The organism is Shewanella sp. BJSY2023SW007 (assembly GCF_047314525.1).
Lineage (GTDB): Bacteria > Pseudomonadota > Gammaproteobacteria > Enterobacterales > Shewanellaceae > Shewanella > Shewanella chilikensis.
Genome location: NZ_JBKORL010000020.1, coordinates 1 through 17,469, shown reverse-complemented (window position 1 = coordinate 17,469; position 17,469 = coordinate 1). Strand labels below are relative to the sequence as shown.

The following is a 17,469-nucleotide window of genomic DNA, read 5'->3' as shown; positions in this document are numbered from 1 at the left end:
GCTCTGATGCCGCTTTACCCTTGAACGACCCGGTTGCGCCCTTCTGCCTTGGCAACATAAAGAAAATGATCGGCTTTATCCTGCAGATCTTTACCCGAGCGGCAACCTGCAGGACCGGACACCAGGCCGACGCTGATACTGAGGCGGATAGGTTGGCCGCTGTCATCATGGAAATCTTCATCGGCCACTCTGGCCCGCAGCCGATCCATCAGATTAACAGCCTGAGCCGGCGCGCAATTTGGCAGCAAGATAGCAAACTCCTCACCACCAATTCGCGCAATGGCATCCGACTGGCGACACTGAGCCTGCATCAAACCGGCCAGTTGCTTCAATACTTTGTCGCCGGTGGCATGACCAAAGCTGTCGTTGATTAACTTGAAATGATCCAGGTCCAAAAGCGCCAGGCTGTAGTCTTCACGATTGAGCCTGGCCTGCTTATCCACCAGCTCCAATTGCGGCTCGAATCCACGGCGATTGAGTAACCCTGTCAGCGGATCGCGAAAGGCTACCTGCTGCCAGGCATCCCTGTGCTGCTCAGATAGGCGCAACTGGCGGTTTTGCAGGGCAATCCCCAGTAAAACCAAAGCATTGGCAAAACAAAACGCAGCCAGCTCCGCCGTTTCTGCCGAATACAATCCGGCATCGAAAGGCCCCAGCCCCTTGGCACTTACATAAATAACCACAGCAAAGCTCCCACTGCTGAGACTGCAGGTGAGCAGGAAACTGCCCTCAAATGCCTGCATCACCAACACAGGCAGCAGTAAATACAAGACCCAGGGTTGATTGCCAAATGCCAAAGTAAAAATAACGACTAAAGCCAGAATTGACAGAAGAGATGCCCGGATCTGCCGTTGATTGATAAAAAACCGCTCCGACCAGCCCAGATACACCTGATAAACCAAGACAATCCCCAGAGAATCGGCCAAAAATAGCATCACAGCCATCGTTGGCCAGTAACTCTGGTCGATATAACCGCCCCAAACAAGATTTAGTGCCAGCAAAATACTGGACAGCGCCACAGGGATAACACAAACATAGAAACCAAAGAGCAATAACTCCCTGGCTCTTTGCAGCCCCATGGGCAGGGTCCAGCGTAACATTCGGGCGGCCAATAGCGGCATCAGGGCATCAATTGCAGCGGATATCCAGGTGTGTAACTGTGCCTGCTGCAGATTGCTGTTATTGAGTCCGGGGAAATTGGCCAGGAAGGAGGCGATAACCAAAGGGATAATAGCCACGGCCCCAAAACGCAAGCACAGAATAAGCCCTATCCCCGAAGGCAACCATAGAAGGGTAATATTGCTCGGCTGCAATACCAGAGTGGCCATGCCCAGTCGGCCGCTGAGATAGCAGAGCAGCCCTCCAAGCAAAAGCAGTAGCCAATCGGCTCGCCCCCAACGTTTCAAATCAGTCACTTATTCTTCCGGCAATATTCATAAAAATGAGTATAGCCAAGCCGTTCTACCCCTGTAGCAGCCAAAGAAAAAAACAACGCCGCCAGAGGTTAAGTCCGGCGGCGTATGACATCGAGGGTGAGTCAGTCCAATGAGTCAGTCAAAGTAAAGCGCTACTTTTTCGCGTCACTCTTGGCTTGCTGCAATACCTGACTCATTGGAGGCACTAAAGTGGTTGGATCCAGACGCATCTGATACCAATTGACCCGCCAATCCAGATGTGGCCCTGTGGCTCGTCCGGTCGCCCCCACTTCGGCCACCGCCTGGCCCTGTTTCACCTTATCGCCCTCTTTGACATAGAGCTTGCTTAAGTGCAAAAAACTGGAACTGACGCCATAGCCGTGATCGATAATCATGGTGCCGCCGGAATAGAACATATCCGGTACCGACAGGCTGATAACGCCATCGGCCGGCGCAACCACCACAGTACCGGTTTTCGCAGCCACGTCCACACCATAGTGTGGTGTGCCTGGCTTGCCGTTGTATACCCTTTGGCTGCCATAAACCCCTGAAATTCGCCCGGTCAGCGGCCAAATAAAGTCGTCGGCAAACGCCTGCTGGGTACTGAAATGGCTGCGGGCCGCCTTGACCTGGGCGCTGTCTTTGGCGGCGCGCTCCTGGGCCTTGGGGTCCGGCTTCATGATTTTCTTGCTGATCCCTTCAACATACTGAATGCGATAATCCCGCTTGTCGAGTTTGAGGTTACGGCTCTCACTGCTGCCATCCGGGTAACTGAGTGTCAGCGTTTGCTCGAGCGCGGCCTCACGCTCAAAACCAAAGGCAAACCGGCCATCCGGCGTCAGGGTGATACTCTTGCCATTGAGCTGTACCTCAGTACCCGGCTCTGTTCTTGCTCTGATCAGAGCCCCCTGCTCAAACTTGCCCTGAAACTGCACCCGTGATGACTCGGGTTTCATGTTGGGCTGAGGCTCAGACTTGGATTCGGCCTGCAGCATAGGACTCACAACCAAAGTGCCCAGCAGCATCAGCGGCAGCGCCTTAAAAGATGGGATTGGCATCTTGCTGTTATTGAACTTCACTCTTGCTCCTCTTTATCTTTACGCCCCATAGACCCCAAGGTGCGGCCTATTTGCGGATGCCTTTAGATACCTTTAGGTTAGCTTTATTCTTGGCCCTTCTCAGGCCAGGCAGTATCTATCAGTCACCCTGATGCTGCGCCGATGCGATGGCGCCCTTGCCTATGCCCTCGAAGGCGACCACTTTAAAATGTTTGCCCGGCTCAAAGCCCGCCATGCTGTCGGCCATAAAATGAGCCAGCAGTTCGACCGTGGTGTCGTGGGGGATCAAATCACAGCAGTCTCTTGGCATCGCCAACTGGAAATCACCCTGCGGCGCCTGGTATCTGAAGCCTATATGGCTCTGGTCATCTATCTTGGTTTGGGGTGACAGCTCAAGCTCGCTGACACCAACCACATCTTCTTCACTGCCAAGGTAGATATCTTTCCAACGTTTGGCCCAGTATTCATCCCATTTGGGCGCGGCGATACCATCGGCAAACACATTGACAGGACTGCGGTGGCCGTGAGCGATACGCTGGCAGTTACCGTCGTGCTTACGCAAGCCGTGACTGTAATGATAATAGGGCGTTTCCAGCACCTCGTTGCGAAGTGTCAGGCTGATACCCTGAACATTGTCCGGCAAGGCATCTGTCAGCGCCTTGTGCAAAAACTGGTTCACGCTGTCAAAGTCGATAATCTCGCTGGGGATAAGGGCGAAAGCCTGCGCCGGGCAAGCCAGGTGAATGCTGCCGCGCAGACTATGGAAGTCCATCCACACCTTGTCGCCCTGCTGTTGCCAGCGTACCTGGCTACAGGCGGTGGGCACCAATAAACGGTGATCGGCCACCTCATCTATGGTTTGCTTTATAGTGCGCTTGACCTTGGAAAAGTCGAGCAACATGTTTTGCTCATCCAGGCCACCGTCGAGCAGCACATCGACTATCCAACTTTCGCCTACCATGCCGCGAAACGGGCACAGGTAAGAAAAATCAACCACAGTTAAATCTTTGACAAATAATTGCATTCTCGCTCCCAGGCAGATAAACAGTCCACCCATGTGTTATCGGCCGGCCGATATTGGCACCGATTGAACCGATACCGGCCAGGGTATCGGCACTTGACGTATCTTTCGCAAAAAGTCTGTGATCTTGTCCAAAAGCTCCACAGCTTTTTGCTTGAGTTTCCGGTATTATACGCAAGTCACTGCCAATATTAATAACGCTAATCAGGTATCCTATGAAAACCCTCATCTGCAACGCCCAATTGGTTAATGAAGGAACAATCCGTACTCAGGATCTGCTGATCGACAACGGCCGCATCAGCCAGATTGCCTCCCAGATCACGGCTCCGGCAGGGGCTCAGGTCATAGATGCTCAGGGTAAACACCTGCTGCCGGGGATGATCGACGATCAGGTGCATTTCCGCGAGCCGGGTTTCCCCAATAAGGGCACCATCGCCAGTGAATCCCGCGCCGCCGTGGCCGGGGGTATCACAAGCTTTATGGAAATGCCCAATGTTAACCCGCAAACCACCAATCTGCAGGCGCTGGAAGACAAGTATACCCGCGCGTCTCAAAGTTCATTGGCCAACTTTGCTTTCTATCTCGGCGCCACCAACGATAACCTGGAAGAGATTAAACGTCTCGATCCCAACCAGGCCTGTGGTGTAAAAATCTTTATGGGCGCCTCTACCGGCAATATGTTGGTGGATAACAGTGCCACTCTGGACGGCATCTTCGCCAACTCTCCTGTGGTCATTGCCACTCACTGTGAAGACAGCCCCACCATAGCCGCCAATGAAGCCGCCATGCGTGAAAAATACGGTGATGCCATACCTATGGAGCTGCACGGCGAAATCCGCTCCCGTGAAGCCTGCCTCAAGTCATCTCAACTGGCAACCGAACTGGCCATTCGTCACAAGGCGCGCCTGCATGTACTGCATTTAACCACCGCCGACGAGCTCTATCTGTTTGAGCCGGCCAAGCAACTGGCACAACTCAAGGGTGCCAACATTACCGCCGAAGTCTGTGTACACCATCTTTCGTTCAACGACAGTGACTACGCCCGCCTCGGCAGCCAGATAAAGTGTAACCCGGCCATCAAGACCCTTGCCGATCAACAGGCACTGATAGATGCCGTCAATCGCGACATCATTGACATTATCGCCACAGATCACGCGCCGCACACCTGGGAAGAAAAGCAAGCCAACAGCTACTTCAAGGCGCCGTCCGGTTTGCCGCTGGTGCAACATGCACTGCTCGGCCTGCTGGATCTGCATGCCAAGGGGCACTTCAGTTTGGAAAAAATTGTCCAAAAGACCAGCCATGCGGTGGCCGAGCGCTTTGAACTCAAAGACAGGGGCTATCTGCGCGAAGGTTATCTGGCGGATCTGGTACTGGTGGATCTCAACAAGCCCTTCGAGGCCACGCTGGAAAACACCCGTTATCACTGCGGATGGTCACCCTTCACCGGCCACAAGTTTGCCGCCTCTATCAGTGGTACCTGGGTCAATGGTAAACAACTGTTTGACGGCAGTCGCTTTATCGACAATACCCTGGGCCAACGCCTCACATTTAATCGCACTTAATCGCTGATAAACCAAGGGCTCCGCGAAAGGAGCCCTTAAACTTATTATGGGAATGTCCCCTTTCCCTTTACAAAAACAATCAAGATTAAGCGACGCCTCTGGAGCCATTTGAATCCCATGCCAACTGTGTCATCACCTTCCTTAGTGATAGATGTGAAGTCCGGCATGAAACCATCCTGGCTTCACGCTTTTAAAACGGGTTGTGTTATTCTGAAGCTCTCTGTCGTCATTGCCACTGCAGGTTTGGATGTTTTATCTTCTGCCGTTCGCTCAAATCAAGGCGGCACCTGATAACACTATGGTTAATAGATAAATGGCTCACGAACTGGACACCCTGGATCTCAATCTGATGCGGCTGCTTAAGGCGGTTGTCGACAATCGCAGTATCAAGCTGGCCGCCATGCAACTTGGGATCTCTCAGCCCAGTGCCAGCCGCGGTGTAATGCGCCTTAAGCAAACCTTCCAGGATCCCCTGTTTGTTCGTAAACCCCATGGTGTAGAACCCTCACCCATGGCGCTGCGCCTGGCAGAAGAGTTTGACAATATTCTGGCCCCTATCGAAAAAGTGCTGCTGGAATTCGAAGACTTCAGCGCCGACAGCTACACAGGTCAAATAGCCATAGTGACAGATCCCTACTTGATGGATGAACAGGGACAAAGATTGCTGCAAAGCTGTCACCAGGCCTTTCCCAAAGCCAGCTTCACCTTTTCCAGCTGGAATGGTTACAGCCATGATGAGATGCTCGAAGGCATACATGACTATTGCATTTTGGATCAGGAAACCGAGCTGTCCAAGGATATCTATATGCGGCCGCTGTTCACCGAAAAACGGGTAATCCTGGCACGCAAAAATCATCCGCTGCTCGGCGATGAAAATGATTGGCAGACAGTGTCCACGCTGCCGATAGTTTCCCTGCCTGCACCGGCCTCCTACAATCCTCAGTGTACTGTGGAATCTGAGTATCAGCGTATGGGTTATCAGCCTCATGTATTACTCAAGTCCTACAATCTTAGGGTCGCCTGCCAGATGTTGCTGGAAACCGACGCCATCATGTACGCCAGTCAAGGTACTGCCAGGTTGATGCCGGAACTGGCCTCCTTCCCCATGCCCCAGGTCAATCGGGAGTTCAGCCACTTCGTGGTGTCCGGCGGCTTTTTGCAGACCTACCGTAATCATCCGTTACATCAACACTTGCACAGAGTTATACAAAACACATTTCAACCAACACCAATATCTGTTTAGAACGTCATAGATATTCATATTTGAATATCTCAATTACCTATCAAGTTAAAACCCGAACAGTTAACCTAGCAGTGTAAGTTTGGAATTGCCGCTTAATTTGTTGTTACTCCGTTTTTTATGACTTATCTGGCCAGATAGATTCAGGTGTAATGTGCGATTCTCCGTTATGCATATTTTTCATTTCATGTAGAAGGTGAATTATGATCCTTGCACGGGTGTTTCTATTGTTTGCAATTTCCGCCGAAGTGGCGGGTACCAGTACCATGAACCTACTGGGACCTGAGGGTTCTATCTGGGGCTACCTGTTGATGTACCTCTTGATTGGTGTGTCATACTTCTTTTTATCACTGGCGGCGAAGAAGATTGCCATAGGTGTTGCTTATGCGGTTTGGGAAGGTTTAGGCATAGCCCTGATCACCCTGGTATCCATGCTGCTGTTTGATTCCAGGCTCAACCCGCAGGAGCTTGCCGGACTGGCCTTGGCCATCCTGGGTATAGTGTTGGTGACTCTGGGCGAGAGTCATGAAGGTGATAAAACCAAAGTTCAGGATACCGGCTTGGGAGCAAACAGCACCGCCGGTAACCTGTAACGGAGGCGAACATGAACCAGTTTCTGACGCTCTCCTTTGGCTATGTGGTGCTGGCCGCTTTGATTGATATTGCCGCCAATATGGCGCTCACCCGCTCCAATGGGTTCAAGCGTAAATTGTGGGGCGCGCTGGCAATCCTGCTGGTGCTGAGCGCTTTTACTCTGCTGGCACAGGCAGTGAAAGAGATAGACTTGGCCATCGCCTACGCCTCCTGGGGCGCCATAGGTATTTTGGGAACGGCTATCGGCGGCGCCTTGCTGTTCAAACAAAGACTCAAGCCCATAGGCTGGGTCGGCATAGCCGTGGTTATCGCCGCGGTTATCACCATGAAAACCGCCTAAGAACAGAAGGAATAAGTAAGGTCGAAATAAGCAAAAAGGCGCCCGAAGGCGCCTTTTCTTATGTTCACTAAAGAGACTTATTTAGTACCGAAGATCTTGTCACCGGCATCACCCAGACCAGGCAGTATATAGCCCTTGTCGTTCAGGCACTGATCGACGGAAGCCGTGTAGAGTTCGATATCGGGATGCGCCTCTTCCAGTGCCTTAACGCCTTCAGGCGCCGCAACCAACACCAACGCCTTGATATGCTTACAGCCACGCTTTTTCAGCAAGTCTATGGTGCAAATCATGGAGCCGCCAGTAGCCAGCATGGGGTCAACAACCAGTGCCAAACGCTCTTCCATATCGCTGGCGAGCTTCTCGAAGTAAGGCACTGGCTCCAGAGTTTCTTCGTCACGGTAAACACCGACAACAGAGATACGGGCACTGGGAATGTTCTCCAGTACGCCGTCCATCATACCAAGACCGGCACGCAGGATAGGCACTACTGTTACTTTCTTGCCTTTGATCTGTTCCACTTCAACCGGACCATTCCAGCCCTCAATGGTCACAGTTTCGGTTTCCAAACCTGCGGTTGCCTCGTAGGTTAACAGGCTGCCAACCTCGGCGGCGAGCTCACGAAAACGTTTGGTGCTGATCTCAGCTTCACGCATCAAACCAATTTTGTGGCGTACCAGCGGGTGTTTAACCTCGACAACTTTCATTCTTTTTCTCCTGATCTTGCGGGCGGGACGAGCAATCAGACTGGCAGCTCCCGGCGTGCAGAGCACAAACCAGCCGGATTTGGGCAAATTTGTGAGATTTTAGTTGATTTGTTCCAGCGGTAAAACAGAAAGTTTTATAAATCTGGTAAATCGTGACTTATATCCCTATGAATAAAGTGCAATCTTGGCTTTCGAGCCCCCCGGCAAACTGCTAGAATATCGCCGCATAAAATCCATAACGATGTACCCGAGAGGATCAAGTGAGTACCCCTACCCCACTGAGCTATAAAGACGCCGGTGTCGATATCGATGCAGGCAACGCACTCGTCAATAACATCAAGTCCGTAGTCAAACGCACTCACCGTCCTGAAGTCATGGGCAACCTGGGTGGTTTTGGCGCCCTGTGTGAACTGCCAACCAAATACAAGCACCCTGTGCTGGTTTCCGGTACCGATGGTGTGGGCACCAAGCTGCGCCTGGCCATTGACTTCAAAAAGCATGACACTGTCGGTATCGACCTGGTGGCCATGTGTGTCAACGACCTGCTGGTTCAAGGCGCCGAGCCGCTGTTTTTCCTCGACTACTATGCTACCGGCAAGCTGGACGTCAATGTGGCGACCGACGTGGTTACAGGTATCGGCGAAGGCTGCTTCCAATCCGGTTGTGCCCTGATCGGTGGTGAAACTGCCGAAATGCCCGGCATGTACGAAGGCGCTGACTATGATCTGGCCGGTTTTTGTGTCGGAGTGGTGGAGAAAGAAGCCATCATCGACGGCAGCAAGGTACAGGCCGGTGATGCACTGATAGCCCTGGGCTCCAGTGGTCCTCATTCCAACGGTTACTCACTGATCCGTAAAGTCCTGGAAGTCAGCCAGGCTGACCCACAGCAAGATCTGGACGGCAAGCCGCTTATCGATCACCTGCTGGAACCAACCCGCATCTATGTCAAACCTTTGCTGGAACTGCTGGACAAACACCCGGTTCACGCCATGGTACACATCACAGGCGGCGGTTTCTGGGAAAACATTCCAAGGGTACTGCCAGAAGGTGCCAAGGCCGTTATCCAAGGCGAGTCCTGGCAGTGGCCCAGCGTATTCAACTGGCTCAAGCAAGCCGGTAATATCACAGAACATGAAATGTACCGCACCTTTAACTGTGGTGTCGGTATGATAGTTGCCCTGCCTCAGGCCGAAGCCGAAGCCGCCATTGAGCTACTCAAGGCCAAAGGTGAAAACGCCTGGCAGATAGGCACTATCGCCAATCGTAATCAACAAGAAGAGCAAGTGGAGATCCTTTAATGCAGGAGAGTTGTCGCATATTGGTAATGATTTCGGGCAATGGCAGTAATTTGCAGGCTGTTATCGACAGCTGTGATAGCAAGATGCCAGGGCGCGTGGTCGGAGTGATCAGCAACAAGGCCGATGCCTATGGTCTGATCCGGGCCCATCATGCCGAAATAGACACCAGTTGCGTCATCGCCCGCAAAGAGGAGTCCCGCGCCCAATATGATGCCAGACTGCAGGCGGCTATCGACAGATATCAGCCCGACCTCATCGTATTGGCTGGCTTTATGCGTATTCTCAGTGATGAGCTGGTCAGCCGTTACCAGGGCAAGATGCTCAATATCCACCCGTCACTGCTGCCCAAGTATCCTGGATTGGATACCCACAAGCGCGCCATCGAAGCCGGTGACAGCGAACATGGCGCCAGCGTCCATTTTGTTATCCCGGCACTGGACAGTGGCCCGGTGATTTTGCAGGCTAAAGTCCCCGTGTTTGCCGATGACACAGTGGCAACTCTGGCGGCCAGGGTGCACGAGCAGGAACACGCCATCTACCCGATAGTGGTGCGTTGGTTCTGCCAGGGCCGACTGAAGATGGTTGACGGTAAGGCCTGGCTCGACGATGAAGCCATCGGCCCCAACGGCTACGCCCCGGACTGATCTCTGAGTAAACTTAGGTTGATTAATTCATCAAAAAGGAGCCGTGCGGCTCCTTTTTTATTACAACAATGGCTATTACGTCCGTGGCGCAAGCTTACCTATCCGCTTAATTTACCCGAATATGACGCTCCGTTACCGGCTTTTTTCAGCGGCCAATTGTAATTTTATGACCAATGGCGTTAGATAGAGGCAGTTTTCAGGACAGAACGAGACGCGCATGAAGAGTATTATCTGCGACATAGACGGCGTGCTGATGCACGACAACAAATTAATCCCCGGCAGTGACAAGTTTATCGCCCGGGTGCTGGAACAGGGAAACCCCTTGGTTATCTTGACCAACTATCCGGTACAGACGGGCAAAGATCTGCAAAACCGCCTCGGCGCCGCCGGGCTGCATATTCCCGAAGAGTGCTTCTATACCTCGGCCATGGCGACCGCCGACTTTCTCAGGCACCAGGAAGGCAGCAAGGCGTTTGTCATAGGTGAAGGTGCCCTCACCCACGAACTTTACAAGGCCGGCTTTACCATTACCGATATCAACCCCGACTTTGTTATCGTCGGCGAAACTCGCTCCTACAACTGGGACATGATCCATAAGGCCGCCCGCTTTGTTGCCGATGGCGCCCGTTTTATTGCCACCAACCCGGATACCCATGGCCCGGCTTATAGCCCCGCCTGTGGCGCTCTCTGCGCGCCTATAGAGAGAATAAGCGGTCGCAGACCCTTCTACGTGGGTAAACCCAGCAGTTGGATCATCCGCTCGGCGCTGAACCATATAGATAGTCATTCCGAAAATACCGTGATTATCGGCGATAACATGCGTACCGATATTCTGGCCGGTTTTCAGGCTGGGCTGGAAACCATATTGGTCACCAGTGGGGTCAGCAAGCTGGAGGATATAGAGAAAGAGCCCTTCCGTCCCAACCATGTGTTTGCCTGCGCCGCCGACATCGACGTGATCTGAAACCATTGGTAACATTCCTTTTACCGCCTCCGCTTGTGCCGGGGGCGTTTTTTCGTCCATGATAGCGCACAGGCAAGGGCAAAGCCGTTGCCACTTCATACCTGACAATAAAAGCAACAACAGGATCCCTTATGCGCTTGATGATCCCCCTGTGTACCCTGGCACTCTTGAGTGCCTGCAGCCAAAATAATACTGTCGACGACCCCATCCGCGTTGTCAGCTTCAATGAACATGAGTTTCGCCAGGACATCCAAACCTTGGCCTCGGATGAATTTGAAGGCCGGGCGCCGACTACCCGCGGCGAGCAGCTGACCCTGGACTATCTCAGCAAGGCCTTTGCCGCTATGGGGCTTGAGCCCGGCGCCAGCGGCAGCTTTTTGCAAAAAGTGCCCATGGTGAGCTATACCGCCAGTGAAACCCAGGAAATACAGTTAGCCGGTATCGATTTTCAATATCCCCAAGATCTGGTGCTCGGCAGTCGCCATGATGTCGAACGCGTCGATATCACCAACGCGCCACTGGTGTTTGTCGGTTACGGTATCAACGCCCCCGAGTACGACTGGAACGACTACCAGGGCCTGGACATGAAGGGCAAAATCGCCCTTATTCTGGTGAATGACCCCGGCTTTGCCCGCCCGGATCTCGGTAAATTCAACGGCAAGGCGATGACCTACTACGGCCGCTGGACCTACAAGTATGAAGAAGCCAGCCGTCAGGGCGCATTGGGCGCCATTATCATTCACGACACGGCTCCTGCCGCTTATCCCTGGTCTGTAGTGGAAAACAGCTGGACCGGCCCACAGCAGGATCTGGCCTCGGATTCCGGCAACGAGCGAGTGGCAGTGGAAGGCTGGATAACCCTGGATGCCGCCAAAAAGGTGTTTTCCAAGGCCGGGCTTGAACTGGACAGCGCCATCAGCCGCGCTGCCCACGGTCCACTGCAACTGACGCTGGGGCAAACCGCCAGCATAGCTTTCGATAACAAGGCCGAGTATGGCGACAGCTACAATGTGGTTGCCACTCTGCCGGGCAGCAGCCGCGCCAATGAGCATATTCTGTTTACCGGCCACTGGGATCATCTGGGCATGAGCAGTTCGGCCGAAGGCGACAAGGTGTTCAATGGCGCCATGGACAACGCCTCCGGCATCGCCGGCATGCTGGCCATCGCCCGTGAGTTTGCCGCCGACGCCAAGGCTGGCAAGCGCCTCAAGCGCTCGCTGACTTTTATCGCCACCACAGGCGAAGAGCAAGGTCTGCTGGGATCACGTTTCTATGCCGCTCAACCGGCCTACCCGTTGGAAAACACCATAGGGGTGATTAATCTCGACAGCACCAATATCTATGGCCGCACCAAAGACTTCACCATAGTGGGCAAAGGCAAGTCTGAGCTGGAGCGTTATCTGGAAGCCGCGCTCAAGACCCAGGGCCGCTATGCCACAGCAGAGAAACACCCCGAGTCCGGCGGTTTCTTCCGCTCGGATCACTTCAGTTTTGCCCAGTATGGCGTACCTGCGGTATTTGCCGGTGGCGGCAGCGAACCTGTGGATCAGGCCACCGCTGACTACAAAGCGGCGATGAAGCAGCAGATGAAAGGCTGCTATCACAACCTCTGCGATGAGTATCATGCCAACTGGGATCTCTCCGGCGCGCTGGAAGATCTGGCCGTGTACTACAAGGCCGCCAAAGGCTTGGCGGATTCTGCCGACCGCCCGGGTTATTTCAAGGGCACAGAGTTTTATAACCTGCGGCCGGAAACCGGCGTTGCTCCGGCGATTTAACCAGACACATTTCCCCATCCCCCAAGGCGCCTCCGGCGCCTTTTTGCGTTGTTTTCCGGGCAGATAAATCAATCGCCGATAAAAGCAGCGGCTTTAGGAAAGTGCCAATTTGCACGCTGTTACAGCGAGCTAAAATGCAGATCTTTCACCAATTAAGCGATTAAATTGTTTAACCCTTAAAAAAATAGGTCGAAAAACACATTATAATTTACAAATTTAGCCATTTCATGATTTATATTCAAAAATAAAGCTTGGCTTTTGAGAATTCTACAGGCAAAGTGGAGCCATTGCTGAAGAAACACCAAGTTTGGAGTCTTACCATGTGTTCAATTTTTGCCATTCTCGATATCCAGTCTGATGCCGCCGCTCTGAGAAGCACGGCGCTGGAGATGTCCAAACTGATGCGTCACCGCGGCCCGGACTGGTCGGGTATTCATACCACTCCAAGAGCGATTCTCGCCCATGAGCGGCTGGCCATTGTCGATATCGAACACGGCGCCCAGCCGCTGTTATCTGAAGATGGCCAGTTGGTATTGGCAGTCAACGGTGAAATCTACAACCACAAAGAACTCAAGGCCGAGCTCGGCAACAAGTACAGCTACCAGACCAACTCGGATTGCGAAGTGATCCTGGCGCTGTATCAGGAATATGGCAGCGACTTTCTCGATAAGCTCAACGGTATTTTTGCCTTCGTACTCTATGACAAGGCCAAGGACTGCTACCTCATAGGCCGGGATCACATGGGGATCATCCCGCTTTACACCGGCCGCGATACCAGTGGCAACTTCTATGTCGCCTCCGAGATGAAGGCGCTGGTCCCCGTATGTAAAACTGTGGAAGTATTCAGCCCCGGGCATTACCTATACAGTGAAGATGACGCGCCGGTGCAATACTATCAGCGTGACTGGCGCGCCTATGAAGCGGTAGCCCAAAACAGCGCCTCCAGCGAAGAGCTGCGCGAAGCGTTGGAAGCCGCGGTAAAACGCCAGTTGATGTCAGATGTGCCCTATGGCGTTTTGCTATCTGGCGGGCTGGATTCCTCGGTGATTTCCGCCATTACCCAAACCTTTGCCAAGCGCCGTATTGAAGACAACGATGCCTCCGATGCCTGGTGGCCACAGCTGCACTCCTTTGCCGTGGGCCTGAAAGGGGCGCCGGATCTGGCAGCGGCGCAAAAGGTCGCCGATGCCATAGGCACCATACACCATGAGCTGCACTTCACCTTCCAGGAAGGCCTCGATGCCATCAAGGAGGTGATTTATCACCTGGAAACCTATGATGTCACCACCATTCGCGCTGCAACCCCCATGTATTTGATGGCGCGCAAGATCAAGGCTATGGGGATCAAGATGGTGCTCTCAGGCGAAGGAGCCGATGAACTGTTCGGCGGTTACCTCTATTTCCACAAGGCACCAAACGCCCGCGCCTTCCACGAGGAACTGGTGCGTAAACTCGACAAGCTGCACCTGTACGACTGCCTACGGGCCAACAAGGCCATGGCAGCCTGGGGCCTGGAAGCCCGGGTACCTTTCCTCGACAAGGAGTTTATGGACGTGGCAATGCGCCTGAACCCAGAAGCCAAGATGTCGCGCGATGGCCGGATTGAAAAGCATATTCTGCGTGAAGCCTTCGAGCATAAGCTCCCGGCCGAAGTCGCCTGGCGCCAGAAAGAGCAGTTCAGTGACGGTGTGGGTTACTCCTGGATTGATGGCCTGAAAGAACATGCCGCCGCCCAGGTGGAGGATAAAGAGCTGGCCAACGCCCGTTTCCGCTTCCCGCACAACACGCCGGAAACCAAGGAGGCCTACTTCTATCGCTGTTTCTTTGAAGAACACTTCCCGCTGGAGTCGGCAGCACTGACTGTACCGGGGGGTAAATCGGTTGCCTGCTCTACCCCGGAAGCGCTGGCCTGGGATGAGAGCCTGTCAGGCATCATAGATCCTTCCGGCCGAGCGGTGCGCTCTGTGCATACCGCATCTTATTGAGCTTAAGTAAAAACCATAAAGGCGCCAAATGGCGCCTTTATTCATTAGCGGAAATAGGAGCTTCGCTTCTGTGCCGCTTTATTTGCTTTGAGCTTGTTCACTTGCGCCTTGTTCTCATCACTCTAAACCCGGCAGCGGCTTGGTGGCGATCAACTTGTCGCTGCCGGCAGCGCTCGAGAATAGCCTGCCGCTCGCTGTCCGTTGCCTGATGCCAGGCCAGAATTTCTTCCAGCGTCCTGAAGCACCCCAGGCAAACATCCTGCAAGTCCAGGCAGCAGTGGCGAATACAGGGAGAGTCCACCCTGTTACTGCGCTTTGGCTGCCCTGACATATTAGCTTCTTAGCTACCGCGCTTAAGGTAGCTTGGTTGATGTAGCTCAGTAACCTCCAGCGATACACTGTCGGCTTTGGCCGCAATCGGCTCCAGTGCGGCAAACACGCTTTGGGTCAGGGCTTGCTTTTGCTCATCGGTGCGTCCCGGCATAATGGCCAAACGCACATGGATAAAGCTTTGCGCGCTGTCCTCCCCAACCAGGAAATGCTCACAGGCATGTGCCCTACTCTTGATGGCAGATGGTGTGAACAAGCCTGAGTCTATGGCACCTTGGTGCACCGCCTGAACCAGTTTGGCAACCGGCAACTGCTGCGCCAGGGGCGCCGAATACTCAATAATACAGTGAGGCATAATCCTTCCTTGTAAAGGGAGAAACGTCCGGGTTTATTCAGACCAGACGGCATACTCGTTTTGGCTCGGGCAGCGGAAATGAAAGCGCCGACCACCGGGAAAACTGAAAATATCTTTACTAATCTCACCGCCATGGGTCTTGACGGCCTCCAGGCTGGCATTCAAATCGTTTGAGTAGAGCACCAACAGCGGGCAACCATTGAGGGTATCGAAGTTCACCGATGAACGGAAAAAACCGCCATCAATCCCGGCCTGGGTAAAACAGCTGTAGTCCGGGCCATAGTCAACAAAGCCCCAACCAAACACCGCCTGAAAAAACGCCTTGGTGGCTTCCAGCTCCCGGGCGGGAAGTTCAAGATAGTTAATCGTATGATGTAACGCCATGGCTTTCCTCCCGCCGCTTGGGCGACTTAATAGCAATTATTTAGCTGAGCTGCAGGTTAGGTTCAGCCCACAATTCACCTATCTATAGTTATAGCAAGCGCTGCAGGTATACGCTGACCAGCCCTATCAAACCGCCAAAGACACCGCCCCAGACAACCAGCCAGCCCAGGTGAGTTTTAATCATCTGCTGCACCATCTCTTTGACCAACTGCGGCGTTAACTCGGCCAACCGCTGCTCGACGATATCCTGAATTTGGCTGCGCATATCGGCCATCACTCCTGGCTGCTCCAGCTCACCCTTGAGCAGCTCGTAAAAATCATCACTCTTGGCAATATCTGCCAGCGACTGCTGCATCTTTTCAATAAAAGGTTGCTTGAGCGGCGTGAGAGCTTCCTCGCCGCCAAACATAGATAACATGCCCCCCAATGATGACTGGGCCACAGTGGCCACCAGAGCATCAAAGGCCGGAGCCAAGTCTACCTTGGTGATAACACCGGAGAGATCCAGGCTCTGCTTGTCCGAGCGAGTCGACAGAAAACGGTCGATATTCGCTTCGGAGAAAAACTGCTCCATCATCAACTCGCTGATCGCTTGCTTGAACTGCTCGAAACGAGCCGGGATCACCCCTGAGCCATAGAGACCCGGTACTTTTTCAAACAACATATGCACCGCCAACCAATTGGTAATGGCGCCGGATACGGCGAATAGGCCTATGTTGAATAACACATCTGAGTGCATGCCATAGCCGGTAAGCATAATGGCCAGCGCCAATAGGTTGGTAACGGCGCTCTTGTCGAGCACGGGTGTCTGTTGTACTGCTGTTTTCAATCTAAAATCCCCTGAAATTAAAACCCGCTAATGGTAGCAAACAGGGGGCAGCAGATTAAAGTAGTGCGTGATACAGACCTTGCTCTGTGTCATCCCCGGTTGCCGGCATGGAGGGCTCACCAAATTGGCGTTTCACCACCAGCACCTCGGCATCCTGAGCCAGAGTGCGGGCTCTATGAGTGAGTTCTTTGGCAATTCCCTGACCTCGGTAATCGAGCAATACAAAGAGATCATCGAGATACCACAAGGGTTGGAGTAATAAAGAAGAGAACGAAGGAAAAAGCTGAGCGAAGGCCAATGGGAAATCGCCTTCGGTGGCGATAAAGATCATCGAATCATTTTCCTGCAAGCGGGCCCGTAAAAATTCACGGCAGCAAACGAGATCCGACTCTTGCCCCATCTCCTGCCGATACTCGTCAAACAGCAGGATCAGTTGTTCCAAATCCATTTCAGTAGCCAAACGTATTTGCATTTTTCATCCCTGAATACAAGTTGAAATCTTACTATTTGCCAAAGGCAAAACGACAATAAACTTCTTAAACAAGGCAAGGCTAACATAGAAAAGCTTCTCTGGCAGCAGCTTTAAGCTGCCCTCCCCCAAGCCAGTTCCCGTTCATGCCCATCCTGGCAGCCGTTTTCAACGAGCACACAAACCCAAGTAGACTTAGCGGTATTGGTCGGCGATAACAACTGAAATAGCCCCCAGCCATCAAGCACTGAAACAGGCAATTTAACAATTGGAATATTGCTCATATGATTTGCCGGGCAAAGTTGTTTTAATAGCTAATTATGTTGCCACCCCCCCACAAAATCAGGGTTTTATTGCCTTTGTTAAAAAACTTGACCTTAAGCTAATTGTTTTACTGTAAAAATATGGACACCCAACGTTAATAGCGCGGTAGTTAGCCTCCGACTATCCTTTGTTTAAGCATTTAACAAGGAGGTTATTATGCCGCGCCCTCGCC

General features: G+C 52.9%; 18 protein-coding genes. 9 read left to right on the top strand and 9 right to left on the bottom strand.

What is annotated here, in order from left to right; genetic code table 11:
- Nucleotides 1-14: 14 nt before the first annotated feature.
- The 3 genes from ACMHXE_RS04155 to ACMHXE_RS04145 all read right to left on the bottom strand — a co-directional run bounded on the left by ACMHXE_RS04155 (nucleotide 15) and on the right by ACMHXE_RS04145 (nucleotide 3,497).
- Nucleotides 15-1,415, bottom strand: coding sequence for a sensor domain-containing diguanylate cyclase (locus ACMHXE_RS04155; RefSeq protein WP_165565159.1), 1,401 nt, complete (start codon nucleotides 1,413-1,415; stop codon nucleotides 15-17).
- A gap of 152 nt (nucleotides 1,416-1,567) precedes the next feature.
- Nucleotides 1,568-2,410 carry a M23 family metallopeptidase gene (locus ACMHXE_RS04150; protein WP_413731484.1) on the bottom strand — a complete coding sequence of 281 codons (843 nt, stop codon included), beginning with the start codon at nucleotides 2,408-2,410 and terminating at the stop codon, nucleotides 1,568-1,570.
- A gap of 202 nt (nucleotides 2,411-2,612) precedes the next feature.
- Nucleotides 2,613-3,497, bottom strand: a complete 885-nt coding sequence (locus ACMHXE_RS04145) for a 6-carboxytetrahydropterin synthase (RefSeq protein WP_093982754.1) — start codon at nucleotides 3,495-3,497, stop codon at nucleotides 2,613-2,615.
- Between the two features lie 212 nt (nucleotides 3,498-3,709).
- Here ACMHXE_RS04145 and ACMHXE_RS04140 point away from each other — a divergent pair, with 212 nt between their 5' ends.
- The 4 genes from ACMHXE_RS04140 (at nucleotide 3,710) to ACMHXE_RS04125 (ending at nucleotide 7,233) form a co-directional block, all read left to right on the top strand.
- Complete coding sequence (locus ACMHXE_RS04140; RefSeq protein WP_413731468.1) at nucleotides 3,710-5,059, top strand: dihydroorotase; 1,350 nt, start codon at nucleotides 3,710-3,712, stop codon at nucleotides 5,057-5,059.
- A 313-nt stretch (nucleotides 5,060-5,372) separates the two neighbouring features.
- Nucleotides 5,373-6,302 carry a LysR family transcriptional regulator gene (locus tag ACMHXE_RS04135; RefSeq protein ID WP_101054535.1) on the top strand — a complete coding sequence of 310 codons (930 nt, stop codon included), beginning with the start codon at nucleotides 5,373-5,375 and terminating at the stop codon, nucleotides 6,300-6,302.
- Between the two features lie 200 nt (nucleotides 6,303-6,502).
- Entirely contained in the window at nucleotides 6,503-6,892 is a 390-nt protein-coding gene (locus ACMHXE_RS04130; protein ID WP_025011949.1) for an SMR family transporter, read from the top strand.
- An 11-nt stretch (nucleotides 6,893-6,903) separates the two neighbouring features.
- Nucleotides 6,904-7,233: an SMR family transporter gene (locus ACMHXE_RS04125; protein ID WP_028781645.1), complete on the top strand. Its 330-nt coding sequence runs from the start codon at nucleotides 6,904-6,906 to the stop codon at nucleotides 7,231-7,233.
- A 77-nt stretch (nucleotides 7,234-7,310) separates the two neighbouring features.
- On the opposite strand, the gene upp is transcribed toward ACMHXE_RS04125, so the two are convergent.
- Nucleotides 7,311-7,937 (bottom strand): uracil phosphoribosyltransferase, encoded by a 627-nt coding sequence (gene upp, locus ACMHXE_RS04120; RefSeq protein ID WP_101054539.1) that lies wholly within the window; start codon nucleotides 7,935-7,937, stop codon nucleotides 7,311-7,313.
- A gap of 260 nt (nucleotides 7,938-8,197) precedes the next feature.
- Between upp and purM the strand changes: the two genes are divergently transcribed.
- The 5 genes from purM (at nucleotide 8,198) to asnB (ending at nucleotide 14,606) form a co-directional block, all read left to right on the top strand.
- Complete coding sequence (gene purM, locus ACMHXE_RS04115) at nucleotides 8,198-9,235, top strand: phosphoribosylformylglycinamidine cyclo-ligase (RefSeq protein ID WP_287591797.1); 1,038 nt, start codon at nucleotides 8,198-8,200, stop codon at nucleotides 9,233-9,235.
- Entirely contained in the window at nucleotides 9,235-9,879 is a 645-nt protein-coding gene (gene purN, locus ACMHXE_RS04110) for a phosphoribosylglycinamide formyltransferase (RefSeq protein ID WP_039035483.1), read from the top strand. The genes purM and purN overlap by 1 nt, the downstream gene beginning before the upstream one ends.
- A 217-nt stretch (nucleotides 9,880-10,096) precedes the next feature.
- Nucleotides 10,097-10,843, top strand: coding sequence for an HAD-IIA family hydrolase (locus ACMHXE_RS04105; protein ID WP_101054542.1), 747 nt, complete (start codon nucleotides 10,097-10,099; stop codon nucleotides 10,841-10,843).
- 131 nt (nucleotides 10,844-10,974) lie between these two features.
- Nucleotides 10,975-12,621 carry a M28 family metallopeptidase gene (locus tag ACMHXE_RS04100; protein ID WP_165565162.1) on the top strand — a complete coding sequence of 549 codons (1,647 nt, stop codon included), beginning with the start codon at nucleotides 10,975-10,977 and terminating at the stop codon, nucleotides 12,619-12,621.
- 320 nt (nucleotides 12,622-12,941) lie between these two features.
- Nucleotides 12,942-14,606 carry an asparagine synthase B gene (gene asnB / locus ACMHXE_RS04095; protein ID WP_413731464.1) on the top strand — a complete coding sequence of 555 codons (1,665 nt, stop codon included), beginning with the start codon at nucleotides 12,942-12,944 and terminating at the stop codon, nucleotides 14,604-14,606.
- 97 nt (nucleotides 14,607-14,703) lie between these two features.
- Here asnB and ACMHXE_RS04090 read toward each other — a convergent pair whose 3' ends face one another.
- The 5 genes from ACMHXE_RS04090 to ACMHXE_RS04070 form a co-directional block, all read right to left on the bottom strand.
- Complete coding sequence (locus ACMHXE_RS04090) at nucleotides 14,704-14,937, bottom strand: DUF1289 domain-containing protein (RefSeq protein WP_413731462.1); 234 nt, start codon at nucleotides 14,935-14,937, stop codon at nucleotides 14,704-14,706.
- Nucleotides 14,938-14,946: 9 nt separating this feature from the next.
- Nucleotides 14,947-15,291 carry a 5-carboxymethyl-2-hydroxymuconate Delta-isomerase gene (locus ACMHXE_RS04085; RefSeq protein WP_234556981.1) on the bottom strand — a complete coding sequence of 115 codons (345 nt, stop codon included), beginning with the start codon at nucleotides 15,289-15,291 and terminating at the stop codon, nucleotides 14,947-14,949.
- Between the two features lie 33 nt (nucleotides 15,292-15,324).
- Nucleotides 15,325-15,675, bottom strand: coding sequence for a VOC family protein (locus ACMHXE_RS04080; RefSeq protein ID WP_226565063.1), 351 nt, complete (start codon nucleotides 15,673-15,675; stop codon nucleotides 15,325-15,327).
- Between the two features lie 88 nt (nucleotides 15,676-15,763).
- On the bottom strand, nucleotides 15,764-16,432 hold the full coding sequence (locus ACMHXE_RS04075) for a hypothetical protein (RefSeq protein WP_052248236.1): 669 nt from the start codon (nucleotides 16,430-16,432) through the stop codon (nucleotides 15,764-15,766).
- 127 nt (nucleotides 16,433-16,559) lie between these two features.
- Nucleotides 16,560-16,976 (bottom strand): GNAT family N-acetyltransferase, encoded by a 417-nt coding sequence (locus ACMHXE_RS04070; RefSeq protein ID WP_413731459.1) that lies wholly within the window; start codon nucleotides 16,974-16,976, stop codon nucleotides 16,560-16,562.
- Between the last annotated feature and the right edge of the window lie 493 nt (nucleotides 16,977-17,469).

What these genes read in the sequence shown, in the direction of transcription:
- ACMHXE_RS04070 (WP_413731459.1), bottom strand. Translation starts at nt 16,976, where the DNA reads ATGCAAATACGTTTGGCTACTGAAATGGATTTGGAACAACTGATCCTG.
- ACMHXE_RS04075 (WP_052248236.1), bottom strand. Translation starts at nt 16,432, where the DNA reads ATGCTTACCGGCTATGGCATGCACTCAGATGTGTTATTCAACATAGGC.
- upp (WP_101054539.1), bottom strand. Translation starts at nt 7,937, where the DNA reads ATGAAAGTTGTCGAGGTTAAACACCCGCTGGTACGCCACAAAATTGGT.
- purN (WP_039035483.1), top strand. Translation starts at nt 9,235, where the DNA reads ATGCAGGAGAGTTGTCGCATATTGGTAATGATTTCGGGCAATGGCAGT.
- ACMHXE_RS04145 (WP_093982754.1), bottom strand. Translation starts at nt 3,497, where the DNA reads ATGCAATTATTTGTCAAAGATTTAACTGTGGTTGATTTTTCTTACCTG.
- ACMHXE_RS04130 (WP_025011949.1), top strand. Translation starts at nt 6,503, where the DNA reads ATGATCCTTGCACGGGTGTTTCTATTGTTTGCAATTTCCGCCGAAGTG.
- ACMHXE_RS04090 (WP_413731462.1), bottom strand. Translation starts at nt 14,937, where the DNA reads ATGTCAGGGCAGCCAAAGCGCAGTAACAGGGTGGACTCTCCCTGTATT.
- ACMHXE_RS04100 (WP_165565162.1), top strand. Translation starts at nt 10,975, where the DNA reads ATGCGCTTGATGATCCCCCTGTGTACCCTGGCACTCTTGAGTGCCTGC.
- ACMHXE_RS04085 (WP_234556981.1), bottom strand. Translation starts at nt 15,291, where the DNA reads ATGCCTCACTGTATTATTGAGTATTCGGCGCCCCTGGCGCAGCAGTTG.
- asnB (WP_413731464.1), top strand. Translation starts at nt 12,942, where the DNA reads ATGTGTTCAATTTTTGCCATTCTCGATATCCAGTCTGATGCCGCCGCT.
- ACMHXE_RS04140 (WP_413731468.1), top strand. Translation starts at nt 3,710, where the DNA reads ATGAAAACCCTCATCTGCAACGCCCAATTGGTTAATGAAGGAACAATC.
- ACMHXE_RS04080 (WP_226565063.1), bottom strand. Translation starts at nt 15,675, where the DNA reads ATGGCGTTACATCATACGATTAACTATCTTGAACTTCCCGCCCGGGAG.
- ACMHXE_RS04105 (WP_101054542.1), top strand. Translation starts at nt 10,097, where the DNA reads ATGAAGAGTATTATCTGCGACATAGACGGCGTGCTGATGCACGACAAC.
- ACMHXE_RS04125 (WP_028781645.1), top strand. Translation starts at nt 6,904, where the DNA reads ATGAACCAGTTTCTGACGCTCTCCTTTGGCTATGTGGTGCTGGCCGCT.
- ACMHXE_RS04150 (WP_413731484.1), bottom strand. Translation starts at nt 2,410, where the DNA reads ATGCTGCAGGCCGAATCCAAGTCTGAGCCTCAGCCCAACATGAAACCC.
- ACMHXE_RS04135 (WP_101054535.1), top strand. Translation starts at nt 5,373, where the DNA reads ATGGCTCACGAACTGGACACCCTGGATCTCAATCTGATGCGGCTGCTT.